This is a genomic window from Desulfatiglans parachlorophenolica (genome assembly GCF_055394735.1).
The window spans coordinates 430,531-446,846 of the sequence record NZ_AP042460.1; the positions used below are offsets into that span (position 1 = coordinate 430,531).

Genomic DNA, 16,316 nt, shown 5'->3' on the forward strand with positions numbered 1-16,316 from the left:
TGAATGACTTGGGGGTTGGGCCCTTCAGTTCCGATCGGGTTGTTCCCGGGGGTTGGAGAGGAAACGGTCCTTCATGCCCATTTGTGAGCGGCGCGTGGGGTGCCTGCAACGAGATGGCTCTCATACCCAGAGATTTGGATGAAGCGGGGATGGAGGGATGCCAATGCAGCAGATGATCGTGAAGAAAAGCGGGGAATTTCTGTCCTCTGTGCTTCCCTCCATGGGGTACGGAGTGATTGTCTGCGACACGGAAGGAAGAGTAGCCAGTCTTGACGGCGTAGCCGAGGCGCTTACGGGCTGGACGGCAAGCGAGGCAATAGGACGACCCTTCCGGGAGGTTTTCCGCATTGTCGATGCCAGGACCCGCACCCCGGTTGAAAATCCTGTTGAGCAGACATTGAGCCAAACGGCCGCCTGGCGTTTGAGGGACCATAGCCTTCTTGTCTCAAGGGAAGGCCGCGAGCATCACCTTGCCGGCAGTTGTGCGCCTATCCAGGGGGAAATGGGCGGTAGCACTTGGGTTGTTTGGATGGTTAGAGATATGACCGAGGAGTATGACCGTCAGAGGCGCATCCGTGAAGAGGAATGTTTTCTGAGGACGGCCATCGACGCACTGTCCCACCCTTTTGCAGTCATCGATCCAGAGAGCTGTGATATCGAGATGGCGAATCAGGCTTATGGCGGATCGGCTGTCATCGGGAAGAAGTGCTATACCGTTTCTCATCATCGCGAGAGTCCGTGTACGAGGAAAGACCACCCGTGCCCTGTCGAAGAGGTCCGGCGGACCTTGCATCCTGTCGTGATTCGGCATGTGCATTATGATGCGCACGGGAATGCCCACCAGGTCGAGGTGCATGCACACCCTATCCTCGATGGACAAGGCCGTCTGGTGCGGATGGTCGAATACTCAATCGATATTACCGAACGGAGGATTGCGGATGAGCAGCGCCGGACGAGTGAAAGCCGGCTCAGGAGTCTTGTAAGAATCCTGGGGGATCGGGCAGATACAGTCCAGGAGTTTCTCGACCATGCCCTGCATGAAGTCATTCAGCTTACAGAGAGCAAAATCGGATATATCTATTTCTACGATGAAGACCGCAGACAGTTTATCTTGAATACCTGGTCGAAAGGCGTCATGGAGGAGTGCAGGGTTGTCAATCCAAAGAGGCGCTACGATCTGGATAAAACGGGTATCTGGGGTGAAGCCATCCGGCAGCGGCAGCCGATTGTGGCGAATGATTTCCAGGCGGATAACCCACTCAAGAAGGGCTATCCGCAGGGGCATGTCCATATCGAAAAATTTCTGACTGTACCGATATTCAAGGGCGATCAAATCATCGCGGTGGTGGGCGTGGCCAATAAGGCGGCGGATTATGACGATTCTGACGTGCTGCAGCTCAAGCTTCTGATGGATGCGGTCTGGAAGTCGGTCGATGTTAAACTGGCCGAAGAGGCGCTGCGGGAAAGTGAGGAGAAATACCGATTGCTTGTAGATCATTCATCCGACCTGATATGGAGCTTGACCCCGGATGGAATTTTTACATACGCTTCGCCGTCGTGGCTCAAAATAACCGGTTATGATCCTGCAAAGGTCGTCGGAAAATTGTTCGACACGATCGTTCACCCTGAAGATGTCTCTGTCTGCGTGGCCTATCTTTCCCAGGTTATCGAAGGAAAGGCCGCCTCGCCGCATCCGGAGTACCGGGTCAAACACGCCGACGGTTCCTGGCATTGGCACAGTGCCGCAGGAAGCCTCGTAACGGATGAGAAAGGGGCTTTCAAGTCATTTGTGGGTGTTTCCCGGGATATCACCGAGCGAAAATGTGTGGAGCAGGCCTTGCGGGAGAGCGAAGAGCGTTTCAACAAACTTGCCGAGCAGAGCCGGACCGTCGCATGGGAGGTCGATGCCGAAGGGTTGTACACCTATTTGAGCCCTCTCGTGGAAACGGTCCTGGGCTACAAACCCGAAGAACTGGTCGGTAAGAAATATTTTTATGATATCTGCTCGCCCACCGACCGGGAAAAGGTCAAAGCATTTGGGCTGGAGGTGATGCGTCATCGGGAATCCCTGACCAACATTGAAAATCGGCTGGTCACCAAGGATGGGCGCTACCTTTGGGTGATGAGGAGTGGGATGACCCTGTTGGGTTTGCAGGGTGAAGTCCTTGGCTTTAGGGGTTCGGATACCGATATCGACGAAAGAATGCAATACGAAAGGAGGCTTCTCAAGGCCAACCGCCAGCTCGAGGAAGCGACTGCACGCGCCAGTGAAATGGCCGTTCAAGCGGAAAACGCAAATCATGCCAAGGGCGAATTCTTGGCCAATATGAGCCATGAGATTCGCACCCCTCTGAACGGGATCATAGGCATGACCGGTTTGCTGCTGGATACCGAATTGACGGCGGAGCAGCAGCGTTACGCCGAAGTGGTGCGTGAAAGCGGGGAGTCGCTTTTGTGCCTGATCAATGACATCCTTGATTTCTCCAAGATCGAAGCCAACAAGCTCGATCTGGAGGAGGTCGACTTCAATCTTGTCAGTCTGTTGGACGATCTTATCTCGAACCTCGCTGTGCGGGCCCACGAAAAGGGCATCGAGTTGCTCTGCAGCTGTGAGGAGGAGGTCCCCAAGCTGTTGCGGGGGGATCCGGGGCGCCTTCGGCAGGTTATCAATAATCTGGCCGGCAACGCCGTCAAGTTCACTTCGTCGGGTGAGGTTTCGATCCGCGTTACGGTGGATTCCGAAACCGGCGAGGAGGCGGTGCTGCGCCTTATGGTGCGCGATACAGGCATCGGGATCCCGGCAGACAAGCTGGACATGATCTTCGAGAAATTCAGCCAGGTGGACGCGTCGACCACACGCCGATACGGCGGCAGCGGTTTGGGGCTGGCTATATCGAAGCAGTTGGTCGGGATGATGGGGGGAAAGATCGGCGTCGCCAGTCGGGAGGGCGAGGGATCGGAATTCTGGTTTACTATGTGCCTCCGTAAGCAGCCTGATCAAAGACAGCAGGATGCCCCGGTTTATTCGGACCTGCGGGGAGTAAAGGTCCTGGTGGTGGATGACAATGCCACAGGGCGTGAGATCCTGATGGGGCGCCTGAGTTCCTGGGGTATGCGCCCGAAGGAAGCAAAGAACGGTCCGACGGCCCTAAAAGCCCTTCTGCAGGCCAAAGATGAAGAAGATCCGTTCCGTTTGGCCGTTATCGACATGCAGATGCCGGACGTGGACGGTGAAACGCTGGGCAGGATGATTCTGGCGGATGAACGTCTGACGGATACCCGCCTGGTGATGCTTACCTCTTTGGGGAACCGGGGAGATGCCCGGCGTTTTGCGAAGGCCGGGTTTGCCGCTTATCTGACGAAGCCCGTACGCAATGAAGAACTCCAGGTTGCCTTGTCTCTATCTCTGATGGAGCGGTTGGGGAAGAGCGTAAAGCATCAGCCCATCACAACGCGGCACACGGCGCGCGAAGCACTCATGTTGTTTGCGGATCGTTCGGCGAATGTCCTGCTGGCCGAAGACAATATTATCAATCAGCAGGTGGCGTTGGGTATCCTCAGGAAGTTGGGGCTTCGAGCCGACGCCGTCGCCAATGGTGCCGAGGCGATCGACGCCCTCGAGAGCGCTTCTTATGACCTGGTGCTGATGGATGTCCAGATGCCGGTGATGGATGGTCTGGAGGCCGCTAGGGCGATCCGCCGCTCCAAGACGCTGGCTTGTCCGACCACAATCCCCATCATTGCCATGACGGCGCATGCCATGGGGGGGGACAGGGAAAGGTGCCTTGCAGCAGGAATGAATGACTATCTCGCTAAGCCGGTGGCCCCCCTTGCCCTGGCCGAAATGCTTCAAAAGTGGCTGGCGGATGAGGGAGGTGCAGGACAGAAGGCCCCCACCGCCGGAGAGGCGAAAAAAAGGGGAAGGACATGGCCCGACGAAGGCCTGGCCTGGGACAGCCAAGGGTTGTTCGATCGGTTGATGGGGGATCGGGACCTGATGGTGGAGATTGCAGAGACATTCCTGACGGATATTCCGCAACAGATTCAGGATCTCAAAAGGCTCCTTGAAAAGGAGGACGGCCCCGGTGCTGAATGCCGGGCCCACGCGGTCAAAGGGGCTGCAGCGAGTGCGGGTGGGGAGGCCATGCGGCAGGAGGCTCTGGAGATCGAAAAAGCGGCGCGCAGCAGGGACTTGGATGCCGCCCGATCCCGTCTGCCGGTGCTCGAAGATCGTTTCCAGAAAGTGAGAGCGGCTATGGAGGACTTTCTTCGAGACAATAAGGGGCGTCTTCAGGAGTGAGCAGCGGTCTTGAGAACGGCTTTGCATCCTCAAACACCCTCGGATTGAATGCCCCTGAACGGGGAAAGCTGGAGACCCGCTGTGCAGCAGCCGCTCAGGCCCTTCGTTCCAGAAAATCGGAGCTGAACCTGTCTGGCTGTGCTTCGTCTTGTTTTTCCGTTTCCTGGAAGGTTGCCAATCTCTGTTTCCACCAGGTGGTGACGTTGACGAAATCTTCCATGATCCTCTCTAATGCGCGTTCATCCATGGCTGTGACAGGCGCCTTGACGGCCAGAACGATTCGCTCTGATGCCCTGTCGATCCCGAGAGTAGCCCCTTTGGTTCCACGGAAGAATAGATTGGCTTCGAGGAGCATTTCGTAGAGGGCCTTGCGGCCGGTCCCGGGAAGATCGGCGATGTGGGCGTAGAGAAAGAATTCTTCCGAGCGCGGATTGAATTCGATGTTGACGATATGGCCGTCGAACTCCAGGCAGCAGTACCCATCCTCGTCCAGGTCGAGGTCAGGGAGTCCGATGGTCTTCCCGAAACTCTTGAACAATGCATTGAAACGCTCCATAGCCGCTTTCCTTTCTCAGGTTCAGGGGATCGGCCCCGGTAAAATCCAAGAACAGCGAACGGGTGGGTCCAATGGTGAAGACTGCCGCCCGTATGCTGCTGTGAGGGGTTGAAAACCGGAACGGAAACTGATTTCTACCGCGAAATTATTTCCGGATAGGTACTAATATGGTATCCATCCGGAAATGATTTCCCGGTACAACCCAGTTTCCAATCCGGAAATGAGGATTTTTCTTCACACCCTTCGGGTGCTCAGTCCCACCGCTACGCGGCGGGTCCCGGTTTCTTCACCGCTTCGCCGCTCAGTCCCACCGCTTCGCGGCGGGTCCCGGTTTGGCCAATATCAAGGAAATCAAGCGTTTGCGCGGAGGCGACCTGTAGGTCGTCGCACAAGCAAACGTGCAGATTGACGCCGAGATTGGCCAAAAAGACCATTTCCGGATGGAAACTAAATGGCTTTTTGACGTTCCTACCCTGCGAGGCTTGAAAATGGGTGTCAAACCGTACAATCTGCGATCAGCAAAAGATATGCCAAAATGTAAGGCCCTTTTGAGCCTGGGTATTGCTTAGGTCTCCTGGGGTGTATCCATTCTTGATGCCTTGAATTTGCTGCGATGTGCACGAATGGACGTGCGTCGCTTTTTGGATGGATGTGGATGCAAGGGTCTTCGATAGATATTGTTTAAAGAATCCTTCCGCCGGTTTTACCGAGATCGGGGGGCGATTTATGCGCACCTATCGCTTCGAGACGGGAGGTTTCACGGGAGTTGTCATGGCAAAAACAGAATCTTTCGACGCCCACACCGATGCCTATGACGCGTGGTTCGACAGGCATCCTCTATTTTATGAACTGGAGTTGAAGGCCATCCGCGGTCTCGTCCCCGCTTCCGGCGAAAACGGTATGGAAGTGGGCATTGGATCCGGAAAGTTTGCCGTCCCTTTCGGTATAAAGATCGGTGTCGATCCCTCCGGGAAGATGGCCGAAAAGGCCCGGATGCTCGGCCTCGAGGTCTGCCGGGCCGTCGCTGAGGCGCTTCCGTTTTGCGCGGGCGTCTTCGATTTCGTCCTGATGGTTACTACGATCTGCTTTGTAGACGACGTCGTCGCATCATTGAGGGAGATTTCCCGGGTTTTGAAGCCGGATGGCTCCATCATATTGGGTTTCGTGGATAAGGAAAGCGGTCTCGGCAGAAAGTACGCGGCCGGCAGGGAAGGAAGCAGATTCTATCGGGACGCCACTTTTTTCTCAACCGGGGAGGTCCTGGCAAGACTGCGGGAGACGGGCTTTGAAATATTGGAGATAAAACAGACCCTGATCCCGGGAGACCTGTCCGGGACCGTGCAGGACGGCTATGGAAAGGGCGCTTTTATCGCCATAAAGGCGGTGAAAGACAGAGGATGCAGTCGGTGAACCTGCAGGCCTCTCTGTGGTCGGGCGTATAAGGAGCGAACGCCGGTGTTTCCGGATCGATTCGGATCGGTGTCTTTGGGCAGGTTGTCTCCCGACGTATAAGGATCCACGTCGGGACCGGCCTGCTTTCGATGGCGAAGGCGCATGCCGCGATCCGCGCTCTCTATCGACGTCGGGAGCAAGTCTGTGGCAGCCCGGCAGCGGCCGCTGCGATGCCGCTTGCGGGCTGCCGCCGACGCTAGGCGTGGACGTTTGCCAGTTCCTCGGCCATCCTTTTTTTGCCTTCGAGATCCGCTATCCGGTAGAGGACCATCATTTGGTTCTGGCTCGGGCCGGAACCTTGATAGGTCCCTACCCCATGGAGACCGGCGACCCAGTTCTGCAAAAACTTGATGATCCGCATCCGTTTGTGGGCTGGCGCCGCCGCGCCGAGATATTTCATGACATAGTCCCGCGTTTCCGGGTTGTCGAGCTCTTTTTCGCTCGGCATGGTCACGGAGACGCCGCCGGCGATGTCCCCGGCCAGGGCCATGACCTCCCAGAAACCGTCGTTGGTGTTCAATTTGGCGATGTTGCTCATGGTTTCATCGGGCATGAAGACGCCCGACCCGGCCGGTTCCTCTTTCCCCATGAAGGCGGCGGCCGTGGCACAGGCGAGGGATGTGTCGTTCAACTGGAGCATTCGGGTGATCTTCTGGGCGATGTGCGAGACGTTGGGGAGACCGTTGTACTCTGCCATCAGTTGGGTCGCGCCGATGATCAGATCCATGAAGCCCACTTTACAGGCCCCCCCGCAGTTCATCCGGTGGGTCTTGGCGAACCGGGTGATGAAGCTCTGGGTATACTCCACCTCGCCGCACATAAAGACCCGCTCCCAGGGGACAAACACCCGGTCGAACACGATCAGGCACGTCTCCCGCTGTCCGTAGACGGGGTTTCCGATTACCCGCAGGTCGGATTCGCATTCCCTCTCCATGCTGAAGGGGTTGTACTGGCCGATGTAGGTCACGCCCTCAGCGCCGTTCGGAATCACGAACGCCAGGGCGTAGTCTTCCTCCCCCTTTCTGCAGGAGATTCCGGGCAGCACCAGTGTCTCGTCCGCCGCGTAGGCGCCGGTGGCGTGCTGTTTGGCACCGCTCACCACGATTCCGTCCGGCCTTTTCTCCACGACGTGGACGTAGTAGTCGGGGTCCTGTTCGAGAGGCCGTTTGCTGCGGTCGCCTTTTGGATCGGTGACCGAACCGCTCACCACCAGGTCGTTCTCCTGGGCATACTTCAGGAACGCGTTGAATCTTCGATGATATTCCGTGCCTTTGTCGTGGTCGATCTCCCATGTGGTCGCTGCGAGGGAGGGGAGCATCTCGTTGCCGGGGCAGCGGTAATTGCAGGTGCCCAATTTCTGACTGCTCAGTCGCGCCATGTCCAGACGCTTGTGAAGATCGTCCCTGCTCTGGTGGATGTGGAGAGCCCGGCTGATGGGCTCACCGGTCAGGTGTGAAACGCTCTGCATGGTATCAGTGTATCGTGGGTCCAAGGTCAGTTCATAGACGCGAGCGGTCGCGTCGATGACGCTGCGGGTAACGGGGTGCTTTGTCAGGTCTTCGACCCTTTTCCCCCCGATAAAGAGTTTCGGCCTCAGTTTGGATACACGGTCCCGGTACTCCTGTTCGGACTTGATAGCCATTTTTTCCTCCTCTTTGAAGTTGCCTGGCCAATCATACGTGATTTGCCGATTCGCAAGGGCGCCTCACGAACCGGACGACGAACTGCTGGAGACCTCTTTACAGAAAAGAAACAAGGAGAAATGCGGGGGTGAGGATTTACGCACCCAGAAGAGCGCTATAGCCGACTGCCGATTGCGCGTCAAGGGAAAAAACTGGAGGTGTGGCAGGCGAGGTTGAAGAAGAAGACCATTTCGGGATTGGAAATTGGTTCGTGCTGGATCGTCATTTCCGGGTGGACACCCGTTAGTGATGGAAATAATCCTTGACAGTGAAAAGGGATAAGTGCTAGGTTGCAATAATTCAACGGTTTTTTCCCAGGTAGACATGATCATGACGTGAGCCCCGGAATCGTTCCGGGGCTTTTTTTGTGCGCCCGTCAGGGTGCACTGGATGGGGGGCTTGCGCCTTCCTCTGCCCCGATAATTTTTTAGAGAGAGAAGAATTTGATGAGTTTTGAAACATTTGAGTTGAATCGCAATCTGACGGCCGCTGTGGCAGCCGCAGGTTATACCACCCCCACCCCAATCCAGATACAGAGCATTCCCCACATCATGAATGGGCGCGATGTCATGGGTCTGGCACAGACCGGCACCGGCAAGACCGCTGCCTTCGCTCTGCCTATTTTGCACCGTCTCATGCAGGCAAAGCGCGGCCGGGTCCGCGCGCTGGTCGTGGCTCCCACGCGCGAGCTGGCCGAACAGATCCATGGAGAATTCGAAGCCCTCGGGCGCGGAACCCGTATTCGAAGTACCGCAGTTTACGGGGGCGTCAGCTTCAACCCGCAGGCCTCGGCCTTCAAGCGTGGGGTCGAGGTGGTTATCGCCTGTCCCGGACGGCTTCTGGACCACCTCCGACAAGGTACTTTGGACCTTGCGCATGTCGAGGTGCTGGTGCTCGATGAAGCGGACTACATGTTCGATATGGGTTTTCTCCCTGACATCCGGCGGATCCTCGGTTACCTGCCCTCCAGACGACAGACCCTCCTTTTTTCCGCCACGATGCCGGCCGAAATCAGACATCTGGCCGGTGAAGTTCTGCACGACCCGATTACCTGTCAGATCGGGTCCGACGCGCCTGCCAAAACGGTGAGTCACGCTCTTTACCCGGTTGCCCAGCATCTAAAGACGGAGCTTTTGATGAAGCTGCTGGTTCAGACAGGCAAAGGGCCCGTGCTGGTCTTCACCCGCACCAAGCACCGCGCGAAACGCCTGGGCGAACAGCTTGCCAAAGCCGGGCACCGGTCGACCTCTTTGCAGGGAAACCTTTCACAGGGGCGGCGTCAGGCGGCTCTGGACGGGTTCCGTAGCGGGAAGTTTCAGATCCTGGTGGCCACCGATGTCGTTGCCAGGGGGATCGACATCTCCAAGGTCTCGCACGTCATCAACTATGATGTTCCCTCTACGCCCGAGGCCTATATCCACCGGATCGGGCGCACAGGGCGCGCCGGTTGCACCGGTGCCGCTTTAACCCTCGTTACAAGCGAGGACAGGAGTATGGTGAATTCCATTGACCGCGTCATTGGAACCCAGATCGAGCGGCGCACCCTGAAGGACTTTGATTATGGACGTCCTGCATCGGAAAACGATGCGGCCTGTGCACAGCGGGAGCAGAGACCTATCCCTTCGGCCGGCAGGTTCGGGGGGGGGGCCGGGAAGCGTCCAAAATCCTGGGGAGAAAGGCCGAAGGCTTCAGCGGGACGCAGATAATTGCCGTCCGGAAGGGGATACAGAGGCGGCTTACTGCGGCAATCGATATACAAAACCTCGTTCGTGTGCTAATCCATTCCGTAAGTATTCCCTGAATGCCCCCCGGGTTCCGACGGTGCAGAAAAAGAGCGGTCTGATGTTCCAGGTCCGTTTGTCGTAAATACCCTCCAGACGTTGGATCGGACAGTGAAGAGCAGAGGCGGCGTAAGTGAGTTGCGCAGGGAGGTAGGCCTTTTTTCGGCTACCATCCTTGTGATTGCCAATATGGTGGGGACCGGAATATTTACGACTTCCGGTTTCATCCTGGCCGAAGTCGGCTCAGCCAGGGCCCTGATGCTCTGCTGGCTCTTTGGAGGGCTTTTCGCCCTGTGCGGTGCGCTGTCCTACGGGGAACTCGGGGCGCGGTTTCCGCGCGCCGGCGGCGAATATATTTTCCTTAAGGAGAGCTTCGGTATAGGGGTGGGGTTCCTGTCCGGCTGGATCTCGCTCATCGTCGGTTTTTCGGCGCCGATCGCGGCGGCGGCCATTGCCTTTGCCGCCTATGCCTTCCAGGCCTTTTCCATCCCCGCCGGTGAGCCGCTGATCCTGGAGGTCGGGGGTGTCCGCCTGGCCGCGATTTCACTCCAGACCGCGGCGGCGATCGGGGTCGTGGTTCTTTTTTCCCTGATCCACTGCCGAAGTCTGAAGATCGGCAAGAATGTCCAGAACGGACTGACCCTCTTCAAGATCGTTTTGATCGCAGCGTTTATCCTGGGCGGCCTTTTGTGTGGCACCGGATCGGTCGCGCACTATGGGGCCGATGCGGGCGAGACCCTATCGGCCGGGGGGTTCGCGGTGGCCCTGATCTTCGTTTCGTTCGCCTATAGCGGCTGGAACGCGGCGGCCTATATCGGGGCGGAGATCGTCGATCCACGGCGCAACATTCCCATCGCTTTGATCCTCGGAACGTGTGTAGTCATCGGCCTTTACCTGATGCTGAACGCGGTCTATCTGTATGCCTTGCCGCCGGCGCAGATGCGGGGTGTGCTCGAGGTGGGCGCCCATTCGGCGGTGGCCCTCTTCGGGTCCGGCATCAGCCGGGTCTTCAGCGGGGCGGTCGCGTTGGGCATTCTTTCGGTTCTGAGCGCGATGATCCTGACCGGTCCGCGGATCTACTACGCGATGGCCCGGGACGGGGTTTTTTTCGGCCTGTTCGGGAGATTGAACCCGGCGCGCAGGACTCCGACCGCCTCCATCTTCCTGCAGGCGTTTCTGGCGGTTGCGATGCTGCTTTCGGCCTCTTTCGAGTCCCTGCTTATTTATATCGGCTTCACCCTGTCGCTATGCGCCATGCTGACCGTCATCGGTTTGATGCGGATCCGGCGGCGTGCCGACGCAGCCGAAGGCCTTTACAGGACCTTCGGCTATCCCGTGACCCCCTTGCTCTTCATCCTGGGGAATGCCTGGATCATATTCTTTTCCCTCAAGAGCCGGCCGTTGGCGGCACTGTTCGGCCTCGGCACGATCGCGGTCGGGATGGGGGTTTACCGCCTCTTTGCCCGGTGGCTTCCAGGCCCGGACGAGGCTTGAGCGAAGATTTCTCCGAAAGTCCCGCAGCGTCCCGGCCGCCCTCCTGAAATGGTTTATACCTCGTGTCCATTCTGAAATGATTGTTCAGCACGAGCCAGCCTCCAATCCGGAAATGAGGATTTTTGCGCACGGGCTGTGCCTGTTTCGCCACGCCCCATCGGAGCGGGCGGGTCCCGGATGGAAACGGTTTACCTTGCAGCCTTTTACTCGTATCGCAGGGCCTCGATCGGGTCCAGGCGGGCGGCCTTGCGGGCTGGGAAGTACCCGAAGATGATCCCGATGGCGCCCGAAAAGACGACCGCGATAACGAGGATGCCGTAGCTCGGCACAAAGGGGACATCGAGAATCTGCGCTCCGAGGGCCGCGGCACCCAACCCCAATCCGATGCCGAGTAGCCCGCCGAAGGAGGAAAGGACCATCGCCTCCACGAGGAACTGCAGCAGGACCTCGCGCTCCAGGGCGCCAATCGCCAGGCGGATGCCGATCTCCCGGGTGCGCTCCGTCACCGACACCAGCATGATGTTCATGATGCCGATCCCCCCCACCAGAAGGCTTACCGCCGCCACGGCGCCTAGAAGCCCTGTCAGGACCCTTGTGGTTCCGGTGAGCGTATTGAGGATCTCCTGCATGTTGCTGACATGAAAATTGTCATCGTCTCCGGGCGCCAGGCGGCGTCTTTCCCGGAGCAGGTTTTGGATATCGGCGATTTTGCGCTCGGTCGAAACGCCATCCTCGGCGGAGACGTAGATGGCGCTTACATCCGTGTTGCCGACGATGCGGCGGTGCAGGGTTTTCAAGGGCATCAGTACGAAGTCGTCCTGGTCGGTGCCGAAAGAGGATTGCCCCTTGGATTCGAGGACCCCGATAACCTGGCAGGCCAGTTTCTGAAGACGGATGGTAGCGCCGAGCGGGTCTTCGGCCCCGAACAACTGGTTTTTGACGGTCGTCCCAAGGATGACGACGGCTTTGCCCGCCCGCACTTCCCTGTCGGTGAAGGACCGTCCCGAGGCGATCGCCCAGTCGCGCACAGCGAGGAACTCATCTGTGCTGCCCGTTATGGCGGTGGACCAGTTGCGGTTGCCGTAGATGGCCTGGGTGGCCGCATTGGCTACCGGTGCCACGGCCGCCAGGCCTGAGATCTCCCGCCGTATCGCATCCGCATCCGCCACCTCGAAGAGCGGGGCCTCCGACCGGACGCCGCCCGGACCGCGGAAGCCCTGCCCCGGACGGACCTGGAGGAGGTTGCTGCCGAGGCTCGATATCTGTTCAGTGACCTGGGCGGTGGCCCCTCCGCCGAGGGTGACCATCGTGATGACGGCCCCGACACCCACGATGATCCCGATCATGGTGAGGGCCGACCGGAGCAGGTTGCGGCGGATGGCGCGCTCTGCCAGAAGCATCGTTTCCCACAGCATCAGGGTTGATTCCTTTCTGTTTCGACGGAGGCGATGCGGCCGTCGCGGAAAAAGATCCGCCGTCTGGCGTACTCGGCCATGTCGGCCTCGTGCGTCACCATGACGATGGTGAGGCCTTGATTTCGGTTGAAGGATTGCAGAAGCGCCATGATCTCGCAGCTCAAGGCTGAATCCAGGTTCCCCGTGGGTTCATCGGCCAGCAGCACCCTGGGGTCTGTGACGATGGCCCGGGCGATGGCCACCCGCTGCTGCTGGCCCCCGGAGAGTTCGGCCGGCGTATGGGCCTCCCAGCCGTTCAATCCGACGGCGGCCAGGGCGCGAACCGCCTGTTCATGGCGCCGGGCGGCAGGGACGCGCCGGTAGATCAGCGGGAGTTCGACATTTTCCAGGGCCGAGGTGCGGCTCAAGAGATTGAAGCCCTGGAAGACGAACCCCAGGTAATGGCGTCGCAGAAGCGCCCTCTGATCCCGGGTCAGCCGTCCAACGTCGACGCCGTTGAAGGCGAAGGTTCCACTGCTGGGCGTGTCCAGACATCCCAGAATATTCATGCAGGTGGATTTTCCGGACCCGCTTGGCCCCATGACGGCGACGAATTCGCCCGGGTGGATGGTGAGGTCGATGCCCTTGAGGGCTTGCATAGCCGCGCTGCCCGAGCCGTAGATCTTTGTGACGTTCGTCAGGCGGATGATAGGTTCGGGAGCGGTTTCAGGCGCCGCGGCGTTTTCTCTCATCGCTTTCCTTCCAGTTGCTCGACGACCAATTCCATCCCCGGCTCGACGCCGCCTGCGATCCGTTCGGACATGAGGCCGTCGGTCAATCCGACGGTCACCGGGACAGCGGTCAACACCCCATTCTCGATGGTCCAGACCTTTTGATCCTTTTTGTTGTCGGGCTGTTCCTTGGCCTTTTTTGCGGATCGTTTCGGAGGATGCGGCAGGATCTTCTGGAGGATTCCGCCGGAGTCTGCAGCGTTTTCCGTCTCATCCGGTGCAGGCGGCCGGAAGCGCAACGCGGCATTCGGGATCAGTACGGTGTTTTTCCCCTGGCCTACGACGATATCGGCTGTAGCGGTCATCCCCGGGCGCAGCACGAGGTCGTGGTTGTCCACGCTCAGCACCGTTTCGTAGGTGACGACCCCGTCCACGGTCTGGGAGGCAAAACGGACCTGCCGGACGGATGCCGGAAAGCGGCGATCCGGATAGGCATCCACGGTGAACTCGGCCGCTTGTCCGGTGTACACCTGCCCGACGTCCGCCTCGTCCACGTCGACATGCAGTTCCATGCGGGCCAGATCTTCTGCCAGGATGAACAGGACCGGGGCCTGGAGGGAGGCCGCCACAGTCTGACCGGGTTCCACGGAACGGCTGAGGACCATGCCGTCGATCGGTGAGCGGATGACCGCTTTCGACAGGTCGGTCTCGTTGATCTCGAGGTTGGCCCGGGCCTGGGAGATCGCCGCGCGGCACACCGCCTCCAGGGCCTTGGCGCGTTCAAGCGCCGCCTCGGCGGTATCCAGATCCTGCTGGGAAACCGCCCGCCCGCTGCTCAGACTGTGAACATTATTCAGGCGTGCAAGGTTGCTCCGTGATTCTCTCACCGTGGCCTCGGCTTCCAGCAGGGCCGCACGGGCCGAGTCGAGGGAGGCCTTCGACTGCAGCACCTGAGCCTCGAGCCGGGCGGTGTCGAGATAAGCCAGGGCCTGTCCCGCCTGCACGTGGTCATTGTAGTCCACTTCTACGGACTTGACGGTTCCCGAAAGCTCACTGCCGATTTCCACCTGGTTGGTCGGCTCCAGGTTCCCTGTGGCGGAGACGCTGACCGTGATATCGCCTGACCGGGCCGGTTGCGTTTTGTACTGCACGCCGTTCGAGTTTCCGGTAGCTGTCACCTTGAGAACGACCAACGCCGACAGCACGGCCAGGAGCCCCCAAATCATCCACCATCTGAAAAATCTATGAGCCTTCCGGCCCTGTTCCAGGCCTGGAAGCTTGCCGTCCGTGAGGGAATCATGAGCGGAATGAATATCTACCATGCGGTCTTTCATAAAGGATCGTCGCTCCGTTTTTTATCAGGGGCGAGGGTGTTCCACCCTCCGCCCAGTGCCTTGTAGATCCTCACCAGGTTAGCCGTGACGTTCCCGGCGCTTTCGGCCATTTGGTCTTCGAAACCCAGGCGGGAACGCTCGGCCTCGAGCACGCTCACAAAATCCGTCAGTCCTGCCTGATACTTGATGCGGGAAAGTTCGACCGCCTTGCGGGCCGCTTCGGCGGCAAGCGTGAGGGTTCCCTGCCGCTCCAGTTCATCCTGATAGCCCTGGAGGGCGTTTTCCACCTCCTCCAGTGCACCCAGGACGGCGGATTCATACTGGCAGAGTGCCTGTTCCTGAAGGGCCGACTGTATTTCTATGTTGCTCCGTATCGCTCCGGCATCGAAGAGCGGCCAGCTGAGGCTGGGGCCGATGCTGTGGGCAAGGCCGGCAGCGTCGAACAGGTTTCCGGCGGAGAGGGACTCGAGACCGATCGATCCGAAGAGTTTGAGCCGGGGGTAGAGATCCGCCGTGGCAACGCCGATCCGCGCGGTCTGGGCGGCCAGTGAGCGTTCGGCTTTCCTTACGTCAGGCCGCTGCCGAAGGGTTTCTGCCGGGACGCCCACTACAATTTCGGGGGGTGGCGCAGGGACCGGCCGCACGGCTTCGAGCTGCTCGTGAAGTTGTCCGGGTGGAATCCCTGTCAGGACAGCCAGACGGTTTTTGGCTGCCTCGATGCCGGTGCGTAGCACGGGGACCTGCGAGCGGGTGCTTTCGAGGTTGTAGCGGGATTGTTCGACGGCCAGTTCGTCGGTCAGTCCGGCCAGTCGGCGCAGTTGGGCGAGGTCTGCCGTTTCCTCCTGCGAGGCGAGGTTTTCCTCCGTGACGCAAAGTCTTGCCTGGTAGGTGCGCAGGTCCAGGTAGTTGAGGGCGATCTCGGCCAGCAGGGTGACCAGGACGTCTCGAAGATTCTCCTCCTGGGCCTCCAGTTCTGCTGCAGCGGCTTGCACGGCGCGCCGGGTGCCGCCGAAAAGATCCAATTCCCACGAAGCATCGAAACCGATCGAATAGAGTTCCGTTGTGTGGCCGCTGCCACGGTTTTCACTGCCGCGGCTGCGGGTTGCGCTGCCTGCCGAGTCGATGGCGGGCAGGAGGGCTGCACCGGAGGCCCTGAACTGGGCGCGTGCCTCGCGTATCCGTGCGCGGGCCTCCTTGATATCGAGGTTATGGTCGATGGCCTGTTCGATGAGACCGTTCAGGATCGGATCTTTCAGTGTCATCCACCATTCGGCGAGAGTTGGGAGGTCGAGCGCCTTCGGGTTCAACCCATCGTTGAGCCCCGTGTGCCAGACCGCAGGTGAAACGACTTCAGGGGGGACATAGTCCGGTCCCACAGCGGCGCACCCGGCAAACAGGATCACGAGCGCCGGGACCAGGAGCCAGACTGGGCGAACGCGGCTGTGGCCGCTCGATTCGGTGGAATTTTTCATGGTCTGGGTCTTTCTCGCCTGATACGCGTCCGCATTGCGGTGCGCCCTTCGAGTTTGTCCTTGGGCTCGTTCCCATCCGCAAAAGACCATCCATCGAGGGCAGATTCGCAAACCGGGGAT

At 59.2% G+C, this 16,316-nt stretch carries 11 protein-coding genes; 4 read left to right on the forward strand and 7 right to left on the reverse strand.

The window, feature by feature from the left end; genetic code table 11:
- Nucleotides 1–163: 163 nt before the first annotated feature.
- Nucleotides 164–4,300 carry a PAS domain S-box protein gene (locus ACZ500_RS01990; protein WP_464230857.1) on the forward strand — a complete coding sequence of 1,379 codons (4,137 nt, stop codon included), beginning with the start codon at nucleotides 164–166 and terminating at the stop codon, nucleotides 4,298–4,300.
- Nucleotides 4,301–4,394: 94 nt separating this feature from the next.
- On the opposite strand, the gene ACZ500_RS01995 is transcribed toward ACZ500_RS01990, so the two are convergent.
- Nucleotides 4,395–4,856 carry a type III secretion system chaperone gene (locus ACZ500_RS01995; RefSeq protein ID WP_464230858.1) on the reverse strand — a complete coding sequence of 154 codons (462 nt, stop codon included), beginning with the start codon at nucleotides 4,854–4,856 and terminating at the stop codon, nucleotides 4,395–4,397.
- A 263-nt stretch (nucleotides 4,857–5,119) separates the two neighbouring features.
- A complete protein-coding gene (locus tag ACZ500_RS02000; RefSeq protein ID WP_464230859.1) occupies nucleotides 5,120–5,290 on the reverse strand; it encodes a hypothetical protein in 171 nt (56 codons plus the stop codon).
- Nucleotides 5,291–5,627: 337 nt separating this feature from the next.
- On the opposite strand from ACZ500_RS02000, the gene ACZ500_RS02005 reads away from it, so the two are divergent.
- Nucleotides 5,628–6,266 (forward strand): class I SAM-dependent methyltransferase, encoded by a 639-nt coding sequence (locus ACZ500_RS02005; protein WP_464230860.1) that lies wholly within the window; start codon nucleotides 5,628–5,630, stop codon nucleotides 6,264–6,266.
- A 238-nt stretch (nucleotides 6,267–6,504) separates the two neighbouring features.
- Here ACZ500_RS02005 and ACZ500_RS02010 read toward each other — a convergent pair whose 3' ends face one another.
- The gene (locus tag ACZ500_RS02010; protein WP_464230861.1) at nucleotides 6,505–7,950 is read right to left on the reverse strand and encodes a 4-hydroxyphenylacetate 3-hydroxylase N-terminal domain-containing protein; all 1,446 of its coding nucleotides are present in this window, start codon (nucleotides 7,948–7,950) and stop codon (nucleotides 6,505–6,507) included.
- 486 nt (nucleotides 7,951–8,436) lie between these two features.
- Here ACZ500_RS02010 and ACZ500_RS02015 point away from each other — a divergent pair, with 486 nt between their 5' ends.
- Together ACZ500_RS02015 and ACZ500_RS02020 are read left to right on the forward strand one after the other, a co-directional pair.
- Nucleotides 8,437–9,696 (forward strand): DEAD/DEAH box helicase, encoded by a 1,260-nt coding sequence (locus ACZ500_RS02015; RefSeq protein ID WP_464230863.1) that lies wholly within the window; start codon nucleotides 8,437–8,439, stop codon nucleotides 9,694–9,696.
- A 186-nt stretch (nucleotides 9,697–9,882) separates the two neighbouring features.
- The gene (locus ACZ500_RS02020) at nucleotides 9,883–11,265 is read left to right on the forward strand and encodes an APC family permease (RefSeq protein ID WP_464230864.1); all 1,383 of its coding nucleotides are present in this window, start codon (nucleotides 9,883–9,885) and stop codon (nucleotides 11,263–11,265) included.
- Between the two features lie 203 nt (nucleotides 11,266–11,468).
- Here the strand turns inward: ACZ500_RS02020 and ACZ500_RS02025 are convergent, their stop codons facing one another.
- The 4 genes from ACZ500_RS02025 to ACZ500_RS02040 all read right to left on the reverse strand — a co-directional run bounded on the left by ACZ500_RS02025 (nucleotide 11,469) and on the right by ACZ500_RS02040 (nucleotide 16,196).
- The gene (locus ACZ500_RS02025; protein WP_464230865.1) at nucleotides 11,469–12,680 is read right to left on the reverse strand and encodes an ABC transporter permease; all 1,212 of its coding nucleotides are present in this window, start codon (nucleotides 12,678–12,680) and stop codon (nucleotides 11,469–11,471) included.
- Entirely contained in the window at nucleotides 12,680–13,411 is a 732-nt protein-coding gene (locus ACZ500_RS02030) for an ABC transporter ATP-binding protein (RefSeq protein ID WP_464230866.1), read from the reverse strand. The genes ACZ500_RS02025 and ACZ500_RS02030 overlap by 1 nt, the downstream gene beginning before the upstream one ends.
- Complete coding sequence (locus ACZ500_RS02035) at nucleotides 13,408–14,616, reverse strand: efflux RND transporter periplasmic adaptor subunit (RefSeq protein ID WP_464230867.1); 1,209 nt, start codon at nucleotides 14,614–14,616, stop codon at nucleotides 13,408–13,410. The genes ACZ500_RS02030 and ACZ500_RS02035 overlap by 4 nt, the downstream gene beginning before the upstream one ends.
- A 104-nt stretch (nucleotides 14,617–14,720) precedes the next feature.
- A complete protein-coding gene (locus tag ACZ500_RS02040; RefSeq protein WP_464230868.1) occupies nucleotides 14,721–16,196 on the reverse strand; it encodes an efflux transporter outer membrane subunit in 1,476 nt (491 codons plus the stop codon).
- Between the last annotated feature and the right edge of the window lie 120 nt (nucleotides 16,197–16,316).